The organism is Escherichia sp. E3659 (genome assembly GCF_005781135.1).
Taxonomy (GTDB): Bacteria; Pseudomonadota; Gammaproteobacteria; order Enterobacterales; family Enterobacteriaceae; genus Escherichia.
The window spans coordinates 277,117-289,615 of record NZ_VATQ01000006.1 but is presented as its reverse complement, the minus strand read 5'-3'; the positions used below and the strand labels follow the sequence as shown (position 1 = coordinate 289,615).

At 49.3% G+C, this 12,499-nt stretch carries 12 protein-coding genes; 2 read left to right on the top strand and 10 right to left on the bottom strand.

Going from position 1 to position 12,499, the window contains the following annotated elements; translation table 11 throughout:
• Nucleotides 1–90: 90 nt before the first annotated feature.
• The 3 genes from lapB to pgpB all read right to left on the bottom strand — a co-directional run bounded on the left by lapB (nt 91) and on the right by pgpB (nt 2,488).
• A complete protein-coding gene (gene lapB, locus FEK47_RS06760; protein WP_135404299.1) occupies nt 91–1,260 on the bottom strand; it encodes a lipopolysaccharide assembly protein LapB in 1,170 nt (389 codons plus the stop codon).
• 6 nt (nt 1,261–1,266) lie between these two features.
• Nucleotides 1,267–1,575: a lipopolysaccharide assembly protein LapA gene (gene lapA / locus FEK47_RS06755; RefSeq protein ID WP_130208843.1), complete on the bottom strand. Its 309-nt coding sequence runs from the start codon at nt 1,573–1,575 to the stop codon at nt 1,267–1,269.
• Between the two features lie 148 nt (nt 1,576–1,723).
• Nucleotides 1,724–2,488, bottom strand: a complete 765-nt coding sequence (pgpB, locus tag FEK47_RS06750) for a phosphatidylglycerophosphatase B (protein WP_135486191.1) — start codon at nt 2,486–2,488, stop codon at nt 1,724–1,726.
• A 168-nt stretch (nt 2,489–2,656) separates the two neighbouring features.
• Here pgpB and ribA point away from each other — a divergent pair, with 168 nt between their 5' ends.
• Nucleotides 2,657–3,247, top strand: coding sequence for a GTP cyclohydrolase II (gene ribA, locus FEK47_RS06745; RefSeq protein ID WP_130208847.1), 591 nt, complete (start codon nt 2,657–2,659; stop codon nt 3,245–3,247).
• Nucleotides 3,248–3,309: 62 nt separating this feature from the next.
• Here ribA and acnA read toward each other — a convergent pair whose 3' ends face one another.
• The 6 genes from acnA to topA all read right to left on the bottom strand — a co-directional run bounded on the left by acnA (nt 3,310) and on the right by topA (nt 10,774).
• Nucleotides 3,310–5,985, bottom strand: coding sequence for an aconitate hydratase AcnA (gene acnA, locus FEK47_RS06740; RefSeq protein WP_135486192.1), 2,676 nt, complete (start codon nt 5,983–5,985; stop codon nt 3,310–3,312).
• Nucleotides 5,986–6,148: 163 nt separating this feature from the next.
• On the bottom strand, nt 6,149–6,244 hold the full coding sequence (ymiC, locus tag FEK47_RS06735) for a small membrane protein YmiC (RefSeq protein WP_130208851.1): 96 nt from the start codon (nt 6,242–6,244) through the stop codon (nt 6,149–6,151).
• A gap of 115 nt (nt 6,245–6,359) precedes the next feature.
• Entirely contained in the window at nt 6,360–6,530 is a 171-nt protein-coding gene (locus FEK47_RS06730) for a hypothetical protein (protein WP_130208853.1), read from the bottom strand.
• A gap of 2 nt (nt 6,531–6,532) precedes the next feature.
• On the bottom strand, nt 6,533–6,673 hold the full coding sequence (locus FEK47_RS06725) for a YmiA family putative membrane protein (protein ID WP_214251104.1): 141 nt from the start codon (nt 6,671–6,673) through the stop codon (nt 6,533–6,535).
• 319 nt (nt 6,674–6,992) lie between these two features.
• Nucleotides 6,993–7,967 (bottom strand): HTH-type transcriptional regulator CysB, encoded by a 975-nt coding sequence (cysB, locus tag FEK47_RS06720; protein WP_064527218.1) that lies wholly within the window; start codon nt 7,965–7,967, stop codon nt 6,993–6,995.
• Between the two features lie 209 nt (nt 7,968–8,176).
• Nucleotides 8,177–10,774 (bottom strand): type I DNA topoisomerase, encoded by a 2,598-nt coding sequence (topA, locus tag FEK47_RS06715; RefSeq protein WP_138183146.1) that lies wholly within the window; start codon nt 10,772–10,774, stop codon nt 8,177–8,179.
• A 379-nt stretch (nt 10,775–11,153) separates the two neighbouring features.
• On the opposite strand from topA, the gene FEK47_RS06710 reads away from it, so the two are divergent.
• Nucleotides 11,154–11,405, top strand: coding sequence for a YciN family protein (locus FEK47_RS06710; RefSeq protein ID WP_130208857.1), 252 nt, complete (start codon nt 11,154–11,156; stop codon nt 11,403–11,405).
• Between the two features lie 35 nt (nt 11,406–11,440).
• Here the strand turns inward: FEK47_RS06710 and sohB are convergent, their stop codons facing one another.
• On the bottom strand, nt 11,441–12,490 hold the full coding sequence (gene sohB, locus FEK47_RS06705; protein ID WP_130259729.1) for a protease SohB: 1,050 nt from the start codon (nt 12,488–12,490) through the stop codon (nt 11,441–11,443).
• Nucleotides 12,491–12,499 lie beyond the last annotated feature (9 nt).

Here is a 12,499-nt window from a genome sequence, read left to right as displayed (position 1 = left end):
TGTCAGGCTTTTCCATGCAGGAGTTACCGAAGCACATTTGTTGATAACAACCATTAGTATGTTGTAACTAAAGTCGATTTTTTTTTAAAACTACAGGCCATCCAGACCACGAATTGGTTTAATGGTCGACCAGGCCCGACAGGACGGACAATGCCAGTAGAGGGTATAAGCGGTAAAACCACACTTCTGGCAGCGATAACGCGGCTTACTGCGTACCTTCTCACCAACCATATCGCGCAGCACCATCAGGCTCTCTTTTGCACGCCCTTCTTCCGCTTCATTGAGGTGGTAATCCATCAATTTGTGGAACACGCGCATGGTTGGGTGACGTTGCAACTGGCGCGTAATATAAACCTGAACTGCATCGCTCCCGTCACGCGATTCAATGATGTCAGCAAGCATCAGTTCAGCATCAGCACCCGTATTTTCTTCCACCGCTCGCTGGAGAAACTCTGCCCATTCGGCAGTTTTACCCAGTTGCTGATAGCAGGTTTGCAGCATTTCCAGCGTTTCGCTGACCAGTTCTCTGTCCTGAGAAATAACGCGTTGCAGGCTTTCGACGGCTTTGCCGTACTCGCCTTTGGCCATAAACACACGCCCCATCATGATGGATACGCGCGCGCTGTTTTTGTCGGCCGCCGCCCCTTTTTTCAGTAAGGTCATGGCACGATCGAGATCGTCGCTGGCAATGTATTGAAGAGCTAATTCACAATAGAAATGAGCTATTTCGACCCGCTGTTTATCTTTACCCAGTTTAACCAAACGTTCGGCGACATCGATCGCCTTTTGCCATTCACTGGTGGCCTGGTAGATTTGCAGGAGTTGTTGCAAAGCGCCAACACGGAAGTCAGTTTCATCAGTCAATTGATTAAACATATCTTCCGCACGATCGTACAACCCGGCAGCCATGTAATCACGACCCAGTTGCTGAATTGCCAACAGGCGCTGTTCATAGGTCAGCGATGCGCTTTCCATTAAGGTTTGGTGGATGCGAATTGCGCGATCGACTTCGCCACGGGATCGGAACAAGTTTCCGAGCGTAAGGTGGGCTTCAACGGTGCCAGTGTCCTCTTTGAGCATATCGAGGAACAGGTCCACCGCTTTATCTTGTTGATTACTAAGCAGAAAGTTAACCCCCGCCACGTAATCACGTGACAGGCGGTTGGCTTCATCTTGCTTGTTTTGTTGCGCACTTCTGCGGCCCATATACCAGCCATAGGCAGCGGCTACAGGCAAAAGCAGAAACAACAACTCCAGCATAGAAGGTTATTCCTTCGCCACTGACGCATGCGGCGCTACCGCCACATCAGTCGCGGGTGAAAGCTGGTTTTCCAGTCGCTTTATTTTACGTTCAGCACGCGCCAGAGAAACACGAACTCGCAGCCAGAACAGTCCGCAAATTAACCAACCGATAGCAAAACCCGCAGCAAACAATACCGCCAGCAAAGTAGAGATACGATACTCCCCTTGCGCTAACAGATAGTTAAACGTCACCTGTTGATCGTTCTGCGCACCTAACGTGACCGAAATCACGAAAATCGCCAACACCAATAAGAAAATGAGTAAATATTTCACATTACTTCCCGTTATGTGGTTAGAGCGCATAAATTATGGTCAACTTACCGCAATAGCCCTTTAAAGTACCATTTTCACGCCGACTGCGAAATGGCAACTACGTGCATTGTTGGTGATTTAAGGGCGAAAATCAGAAAATCAACCAGCGTTAACTTTCTTCTTCTCGTTGCGCTATCTCACGATTTTCTTCCGGAGGTGGTGTTAATGGCCCACAAATTCGTTGTGCAAGCCAGGTTGCCACCGCCACCAGCGCCCACGAAATCAATGTAGCCACCACCAAATCACGCGGCCAATGCATCCCGAGCAGTAGGCGGCTTCCCATGACTCCCGTGGCCCAAACCAGCAAGAGTGCAATGGTGAACGTTCGCCGACGCGGCCACAGTAACCCAATGGCCAGCAGCGCCCAACTGGCAGCAAACATCGTGTGACCGGAAGGAAAGGCAAATCCCGTCTCTTTCTGCCAGTGAGAGCGTAAATAGCCCGGTATATTATTTTCTGCAGCCAACTGTTCTTTCACTAAACTTCCGCGTTCCGCACGTTTTAAAGTGTAGAACTCCTCAACCGGAATATGATGTGTTTTTTCCAGCCATATCACAAAGGGGCGCGGCTCCTGAACTTTATCTTTTATCCAGGATTTCACGCCTTGTCCAATGAGGATCGCCGCCGCCAGAATGGTAAACAGCATAATTGCGGCTTTGAGGCGAAAACGCAGACACCAGAGAAACCAAGCGAATAAAATCAGATGTGTAATGACGCCCCAAGGCTGAGTAACGGTTTCAGTGACCCAAAAGGCCGCTTTTAACAGCCAACTTTGATCTCCTGGTTGCCAACGCCAGCCAGAAATCCATACAGCTACCGGCATTACAAGTAATAGTGCAGCTCCCACTGCGGTACGTCTGGCAATCGAACGCATGGCCTCTCCTTTTTATAATTCCCACAATCATAACTGAAAATGCCTGCTCCAGTAAAAATTGACAGATTTGTGCCATTCAGTGAACGATTGGCGCGTCGTGATTAGGAGAACCCCTTCGCGTTATGGCAAAATAAGCCAATACAGAACCAGCATTATCTGGAGAATTTCATGCAGCTTAAACGTGTGGCAGAAGCCAAACTGCCAACCCCATGGGGCGATTTCCTGATGGTGGGATTTGAAGAACTGGCAACCGGACACGATCATGTCGCGTTAGTTTATGGCGACATTTCAGGACATACTCCTGTCCTGGCACGCGTCCATTCTGAGTGTCTGACCGGTGATGCCCTGTTCAGCTTGCGCTGCGATTGTGGCTTCCAGCTTGAAGCGGCACTGACGCATATTGCCGAAGAAGGCCGTGGTATTTTGCTGTACCACCGTCAGGAAGGACGTAACATCGGTTTGTTGAATAAAATCCGTGCTTATGCGTTACAGGATCAAGGTTACGATACTGTAGAGGCCAATCATCAGTTAGGTTTCGCCGCTGATGAACGTGATTTCACCCTCTGCGCCGACATGTTCAAGTTACTGGGCGTTAATGAAGTCCGTCTGTTAACCAACAACCCGAAAAAAGTCGAAATTCTGACCGAAGCAGGTATCAACATTGTTGAGCGCGTGCCGTTGATTGTTGGCCGTAACCCAAATAACGAACACTATCTCGATACTAAAGCCGAGAAAATGGGCCATTTGTTCAACAAATAACCCTGTTCGCTACAGACTTAATATATTTGCCGGATGATCCACATCCGGCAAATAAAGCGGAATTACTTCAACATATTACGAATGACATAATGCAAAATACCGTCGTTCTGGTAATAGGTTAATTCTGTTGCAGTGTCGATACGACAACGGCACGGCACAACGTCCTGCACACCATCAGCTCGCGTTAGTGTCACAGGAACCGTAGCGCCAGGTTGCAGATTTTGCAGATCGGCAATATCAATCTTCTCTTCCCCCGTCAGCCCTAACGATTTACGCGTCACACCTTGCGGGAACTCCAGCGGCAAAATACCCATGCCGATTAAATTCGAACGGTGAATACGTTCAAACGATTCTGCAATCACCACGCGAATACCGAGCAGACGCGGGCCTTTTGCCGCCCAGTCTCGACTCGAACCTGACCCATATTCTTTCCCGGCAATTACCGCCAGCGGTGTTTTCTCTTGCTGATAGCGCATCGCCGCATCATAAATAGAGATAACATCATTGCCTGGTAGATGGCGCGTCATCCCCCCTTCAACACCAGGCACCATTTCGTTACGAATGCGAATATTGGCGAACGTGCCACGCATCATCACTTCATGGTTACCACGACGCGAACCGTAGGAGTTAAAATCTTTACGCTCAACACCACGACCTTGTAGATATCGACCCGCGGGGCTATCAGGCTTAATGCTGCCTGCCGGAGAGATATGGTCAGTGGTAACCGAATCACCCAGCATTGCCAGAATTCGCGCGCCGTGAATATCTTCCACTGGCGCAGGGGTTGCCTGCATTTCATCAAAGAAAGGCGATAAGCGAATGTAGGTCGAATCATCCTGCCATCCGTAGGTATCTGATCGTACAACCTTAATCTCCTTCCACTCCGCAGTCCCTTCGAAAACTTCCGCGTACTCCTTACGGAACATTTCAGTGGAGACTTGCGCAACAGCGCGAGCAATCTCTTGAGTCGATGGCCAGATATCTTTCAGATATACCGGATCGCCTTTACGATCGTGCCCCAGAGGTTCGGAAGCCAGGTTGATATTCATATTGCCCGCCAGTGCATAGGCAACCACCAGTGGCGGCGAAGCCAACCAGTTGGTTTTAACCAGCGGATGAATACGTCCTTCAAAGTTACGGTTGCCAGACAGTACCGCGCCAACGGTTAAATCGCCCTTTTTGATCGCGGTTTCGATAGGATCGGGCAACGGACCAGAGTTACCAATACAGGTGGTACAACCATAGCCCACAAGGTTAAAGCCCAGTTCATCAAGATACGGCGTCAGTTTGGCTTTTGCCAGATAGTCAGAAACCACTTTCGAGCCAGGCGCGAGAGACGCTTTGACCCACGGTTGTCGTTTCAGCCCCAGGGTGACGGCTTTTTTCGCCAGTAATCCGGCCGCCATCAGCACGCTGGGGTTAGAGGTGTTGGTGCACGACGTTATCGCGGCAATAACCACTGCACCATCAGGCAACTGATACTGATGCCCGTTCATAACATAATCGACCGGCTGGCGATCTTTATGCGTGGCGTTGACTTCCAGTTCGTTACTGGCGGCAAAAGCTTTTGGCACATCAGGCAGCGCAACACGATCTTGTGGACGCTTTGGACCGGCAAGACTAGCGACTACGTCGTTCATATCCAATTCAAGCGTACTGGTAAACACCGGTTCATCACCTGCGTTCCGCCACATCCCCTGCGCTTTAGCATATTTCTCAACCAGTTCAACCTGGTCTTCACTACGGCCGCTTAACCGCATGTAATCGAGAGTGACAGCATCGATTGGGAAGAAGCCGCAGGTCGCACCATATTCCGGCGACATATTGGCAATGGTTGCACGATCCGCCAGTGGCAGTGAATCCAGACCATCACCGTAAAATTCGACGAATTTACCTACTACGCCATGTTTACGTAGCATCTGAGTAACGGTCAGCACCAGGTCGGTGGCGGTAATACCTTCACGCAGTTTACCGGTGAGTTTAAAGCCCACCACATCAGGAATAAGCATGGAAACTGGCTGACCTAACATCGCCGCTTCCGCTTCGATTCCACCAACGCCCCAGCCCAACACACCAAGACCGTTAATCATGGTCGTGTGCGAGTCGGTGCCGACGAGCGTATCCGGATAAGCAATCCATTCCCCCTCCTGCAATTCACTCCACACCGCTTTGCCGAGATATTCAAGGTTCACCTGGTGGCAAATCCCAGTGCCTGGTGGCACAACGCTAAAACGACTGAACGCCTGTTGCCCCCATTTCAGAAACACATAACGCTCGTGGTTGCGCTCCATTTCCAGGCGTACGTTTTCCTCAAATGCCTCATCGTCGCCAAAGCGATCGACGGTAACCGAGTGGTCAATCACCAGATCGACCGGTGAGAGCGGATTCACCTTTGCGGTATCGCCACCGAGACGTTTTACTGCTTCCCGCATCGCCGCAAGATCAACAACAGCAGGTACGCCGGTAAAATCCTGCATCAGCACTCTGGCTGGACGGTAGGCAATTTCGCGATCGGCATGGGCATTTTTCAGCCATCCCGCCAGCGCATGAATATCTTCTTCGGTGACCGAATTGCCATCCTGCCAGCGCAGCAGGTTTTCGAGCAGAACTTTGAGTGACTTGGGCAGACGGGTGATATCGCCCAGTGATTTGGCAGCAAGCGGCAGGCTGTAGTAGTGGTAAGTTTTATCTTTGGCCTGCAACGTGTCCTTACTGGCTTCTCGTAGGGTTGACGACATAGCTCCTCCTTAATAACAGGGTTGCGATGCCCTGATTCTCTTCAGGGTGAATATTAAAGATAACACAAACATCGCGTAACGATTTGATAACAACCCAAATTGATAAAAGAGGAGAAACCTTGTGGCAACGCAAAAGAAAACCCCGCCGCAGCGGGGTCAGGGATCAGTGAGTAACGATCCAGAGGAGTTCGGCCCAGAAGAGCATCGACAGAGAAAATGCGCCCATCCAGGACCAGTATTTCGTATTTGTAGTGATCATAGGCTACACCCTTAACTGTTATTACTTTATGTTGAGATAACTCAACCTGTTATTGCTGTGGTGTATTAAAAGCCGTTATATTCATTAATATATTGGATAATAAGAATGATGATAATTATTGTTTCTGCTGATCATCTTCAGCAAACATCTCTATAAAGGCTTGCTGTTGCGGTGTTAGTTTCCAGCTATGGGGTATAACGACGGAACAATCCCGTTTCGTTTCCGTTGCATTGTCATTCTGCTGACATAATGGTGACGGTTCCTGATGTTGCTCCTGAACGACCATAGTTATCCCCACACTTTCCAAATCAGCAGTGCGACAACCACCCAAAAGAGCGCAGAACCAAGAAATACCGCAAGCCAGGCTTTGCGTTTTAATTCAGGGTCCCGGCGGGGGGCCTGATTTCCAGAAGGCATTGCTAACCTCATATAATCGCCATCACTTATCAGCAAGACGCTAAACGATTGGTACAACTAATCAAATGATAGGACAAATCCTAATGAAACTTTAGTCAAAAATCCAGCGAATTTACGAATCGTTTCCAGTGAATAATTCAATCTTTTGACCTGAAATAGATATTTGAAGAGTGGAGTTTGCAACGCGGATAAATAGACACTACTTTATGCTCGATTTGCCATAAAAATTTTGTGGATATTTATATTGTGAGCGACTAACAAATAAAAAGGAATAGAGAATATATTCCGGCACCTTTGTCACATAAAAAGATGCCGGAAATAACGTGGGTAATTATTTTTCTGGCAATTTGATATCTTTGAACATGACTTCAATTTCTTCATTGGAACGCAGTGCAACGGCGGCATCAACGACGTCTCGCGTTAAATGCGGCGCAAAACGCTGAATGAAATCATACATATAGCTGCGTAAAAACGTACTACGGCGAAAACCAATTTTAGTTGTGCTGTGGCTGAAGATATCATGTGCATCGACACGCACCAGATCGGGGTCTGAAACCGGATCGACCGCCATGCTGGCAATGACCCCTACTCCCAGCCCAAGACGAACGTAGGTTTTAATGACGTCAGCATCAGTTGCTGTGAAGACAATACGCGGCGTCAGCCCTGCGCGGTTAAACGCTGTGTCCAGTTCGGAACGGCCGGTAAAGCCGAAGGTATAGGTTACTAGCGGATACTGCGCCAGTTCTTCAATCGTGATTTCCTTTTTGCCCGCCAGAGGATGATCCGGGGTTACCACAATGGCCCGGTTCCAGTGGTAGCACGGCAACATCACTAAATCTTCATATAAATGCAGGGCTTCCGTGGCGATTGCGAAATCGGCATTACCTTTAGAGACTGCATCAGCAATTTGTGTCGGCGAGCCCTGATGCATATGCAAAGAAACGCGAGGATAACGCTCGATAAAGCCTTTAATGACGTTAGGCAGCGCATAACGTGCCTGAGTATGGGTAGTGGCAATATACAGCGAACCTTTATCAGGCCAGGTGTGCTCACCGGCTACCGATTTAATGGCGTCGACCTTTGACAACACTTCACGAGCAATACGAATAATTTCCTGCCCTGCGGGGGTTACCTGCGTCAGGTGCTTACCGCTACGGGAAAAAATTTGAATGCCCAGTTCATCTTCCAACATTCTGACTTGCTTACTGATCCCGGGTTGTGATGTGTAAAGTCCTTCAGCCGTTGAGGAGACATTCAGGTTATGATTGACTACCTCAACAATATAGCGAAGTTGTTGTAATTTCATGTTAAACCATCCAATTAGACGCCATCAGAACATCGTTTTTTCGCCACACCTGGTGGGTGACTAATACGATTTAATAATAAAAAAAGTGATAACTATAACCACTATATCATTTATAGCTTTAGTGTATAGGTATGTAGAAAAAATAATATGCAATGAAAAAGGGCCGCTTTTGCGACCCTTTGTTTATAAAAACCTGACAGACTTAAAGGTTATTTTTTCCCTTCAACCCATTTGCCATCAACATAAAATGCTGACCAGCCAGTTGCCTTTCCGTCTTTTTCCGAAGAGACATATTGCTGTTTGGTTTTACGGCTAAAGCGAACCATTGTCTTATTACCGTCTGGATCTTGCTGCGGAGCCTCCGCCAGATAACGCAGTTTTTCTGGCAGACGGTCGCGGAAGCGATAAAGCTCTTCAACCAGCGGCGCACGCGTTTCACGAGATTTCGGGAAGGTGTTGGCAGCCAGGAACACTCCAGCAGCGCCGTCACGCAGCACGAAATAAGCATCCGATTTTTCGCACGCTAATTCTGGCAGCGGAACCGGATCTTCTTTCGGTGGCGCCACTTCGCCGTTACGTAAAATCTTACGCGTGTTTTTACACTCTTCGTTGGTGCAGGCCATGTATTTACCGAAACGCCCCATTTTCAGGTGCATTTCAGAGCCACATTTTTCACACTCAACGATCGGGCCGTCATAACCTTTAATGCGGAATTCGCCCTCTTCGATCTCGTAACCATCGCAGGTTGGGTTATTACCACAAACATGCAACTTACGTTTTGGATCGATGAGATAGCTGTCCATCGCCGTGCCGCATTTCGGGCAACGACGTTTGGCGCGCAGGGCGTTAGTTTCAGCGTCTTCGCCTTCCAGTACGTTCAGTACTTCGTTTTCCGGCACCAGGTTAATGGTGGTTTTGCAACGCTCTTTCGGCGGCAGCGCATAGCCAGAACAGCCAAGGAATACCCCGGTGCTCGCTGTACGAATACCCATTTTGCGACCACAAGTCGGGCAGTCAATGCTGGTCAGAACCATCTGGTTCGGGCGCATACCGCCCTCTTCCGGATCTTTTTCCGCTTTATCAAGCTGCTGGGTGAAATCCGAGAAGAAGTGATCCAGTACGGCTTTCCATTCCGCTTCGTGATTTGCCACCTGGTCGAGACTGTTTTCCATCTGCGCGGTGAAGTCGTAATTCATTAATTCGCGGAAATTTTCCTCCAGGCGATCGGTTACGATTTCACCCATTTTTTCCGCATAGAATCGACGGTTTTCCACACGCACATAGCCGCGATCCTGGATGGTCGAAATAATCGACGCATAGGTAGACGGACGACCAATACCGCGTTTTTCCAGTTCTTTAACCAGCGAGGCTTCGCTGAAACGGGCTGGCGGCTTGGTAAAGTGCTGTGCCGGAGTCAGTTCAACAAGCGACAGGGAGTCGCCTTTATCGACTGTCGGTAAAATACGATCTTCATCGCCTTTACGCAGCGCAGGCATTACTTTCGTCCAGCCATCAAAGCGCAGAATACGTCCGCGTGCTTTCAGGCGGAAATCACCCGCACCAACGGTCAGCGTCGTGGAGTCATATTTCGCCGGGGTCATCTGACAGGCAACAAACTGACGCCAGATTAACTGGTAAAGTTTCTGTGCGTCCGCTTCCATATCCTTCAGCGATTCCGCCATCACATTGACGTCAGAAGGACGAATCGCTTCATGCGCTTCCTGTGAGTTTTCTTTGCTGGCGTACTGATTCGGACTTTCCGGCAGATATTTATTACCAAAGTTATCGCTGATATAACCGCGAACCATATTTACCGCGTCCTGACTCAGGTTAGTGGAGTCGGTACGCATGTAAGTGATATAGCCTGCTTCATACAGACGCTGCGCCATCATCATGGTCTTTTTCACGCCAAAACCAAGACGGGTGCTGGCAGCCTGTTGCAGCGTAGAGGTAATAAAAGGAGCGCCAGGTTTACTGGTGGTCGGTTTGTCTTCACGTTCCAGCACGCTATAGCGCGCTTTTTCCAGCAGACTTACCGCAGCCTGAGTTTGTTCTTTATTGACCGGACGGAACGGTTTGTCATTCTGATGGGTCACCTGCAAAGCCAATGCCTCGCCCGATGGCGTGGTCGTGCTGGCATCCACTTCCCAGAACTCTTCCGGTACGAACGCTTTAATTTCACGCTCACGTTCAACCACCAGGCGGACCGCCACCGACTGCACACGCCCGGCAGACAGACCACGAGCAATTTTTTTCCACAGCAGCGGAGAAACCATATACCCCACCACGCGGTCCATAAAGCGACGCGCCTGCTGGGCATTAACACGATCGATATTCAGCTCACCTGGCTTGTTAAATGCCTGACGAATCGCGTTTTTCGTAATTTCGTTAAATACCACTCGGCTATAGCGCGCATCATCACCACCGATCACTTCCCGCAGGTGCCATGCAATGGCTTCCCCTTCGCGGTCAAGGTCGGTTGCGAGATAGATGTGGTCGGCTTTTTCAGCCAGTTGTTTCAGTTCAGAGACGACCTTCTCTTTACCTGGCAACACTTCATAGTGCGCCTCCCAATTGTGCCACGGGTCAACCCCCATACGGTTGACGAGAGCGCCACGTTCATCCTTTTTAGGCTTTTTAGCCGTCTTGGTGGAGGTAGAGTCGGCACTCTTTTTGGCAGCTGAGCCACTGGTCGGCAAATCGCGGATGTGACCGACGCTGGATTTCACCACGTAGTCACTACCCAGATACTTGTTGATCGTTTTGGCTTTTGCCGGGGACTCAACGATGACAAGAGCTTTACCCATATTCACCTTACCTAATTTGATTCTTCCAGGAATGCGTCGCACATTGATAAACCTTCCACTGGCAACGAGTTACCGATATGGACTCGCTCTCTGCGGATATCAACCCCTTGTCGTGACTCTGTTCACGATAATTCAGGTGACTGAGTTAACAGGTCTTGGCCTACAGGCGCTATAGCACGACGTAATTTTGGTCGAATGTCAAGCAAATCTATTGCCAGATTGACGAAAGCGTCACACTGTACCTGATAAAATCCGTTACGCAACTTTATTAGCATGCAAAATCCAAAGTTGCCAGTAAGGCGCTCTTGCCGTCAGCGTGGTATATTTGTCTGCAAGCCATGCCTGGCGTAGACTAATGTCCTTGTTTAAGGAGTAAATAATGAACAAAGAGACACAACCCATCGACCGCGAAACGCTGTTGAAAGAGGCTAACAAAATCATACGTGAGCATGAGGATACGCTCGCAGGGATTGAAGCCACCGGCGTCACGCAGCGTAATGGCGTGCTGGTGTTTAGCGGCGATTATTTTTTAGATGAACAAGGATTGCCGACAGCGAAAAGCACCGCGGTGTTTAATATGTTCAAACACCTGGCCCATGTGCTCTCGGAAAAATACCATCTGGTCGATTAAAGCAAAACGCGAGGTTTTACCCTCGCGTTTATCTTTTACATCAACGGTTTTTGCCCGCGTTGCCACCAGCGTAGCAACAATCGGTCGGCGCTCTCTGCCGCGCTGCCAGTGAATCGATCGATCAACCGTTTACGCTGCATATAGCGTACATTGACCACTTCACGACCTTCCATCAGGCTAAGGATCACTTCATCACTGGTATTGATTTCGTCAACCAGGCCTTTCTCCACCGCCTGTTGTCCGTACCAGTGTTCACCGGTAGCCACCATTTCAATGTCCAGAGACGGACGCATACGCTTCACAAAATCTTTAAATAACTGATGCGTTTCGTTCAGTTCTTCGCGGAATTTCTCGCGCCCTTCTTCGGTGTTTTCACCCAGCACTGTCAGCGTGCGCTTATACTGCCCGGCAGTGTGCAGTTCGATATCAATATCTTTGCTTTTCAGGAAGCGGTTAAAGTTGGGCATTTGCGCCACAACACCAATAGAGCCAACAATTGCAAACGGCGCTGAAACAATTTTATCCGCCACACAGGCCATCATGTAACCGCCGCTGGCAGCCACTTTGTCTACCGTAACGGTTAAAGGAATATTTTTATCGCGCAGGCGCTGCAACTGTGAAGCCGCCAGGCCGTAACCATGTACCATGCCACCGGGGCTTTCCAGACGCAGAACGACCTGATCCTGCGGTTTAAATGCCGCGAGTACCGCAGTGACCTCTTCACGTAGCGCGTTCACTTCATGCGCGTCCATGCTGCCTTTGAAATCCAGCACCCAGACTCGAGGCTTGCTTTCGGCTGCCACCTCGCCCAGTTTGGCTTTTGCTTTCGCTGCCTTCGCTTCTTGCTTGTGCTTTTTCTTCTGCGCTTTGTGCCACTGTTTTTGCTGATGTGGATCCATCAGCGCCGCAGCCAGTTCTTCTTTCATCTCCTTATACTGTTCGCTGAGATTGTTGACCCGTAACTCGCCACGCTGGCGTTTATTACGTTGAGCAACATTGACAATAATGGCGGCAATAGCCGCAATCGCCACCACAACGGTGACGATTTTCGCCAAAAACAAACCATATTCAGACAACAATTCCACGAGTCCCAC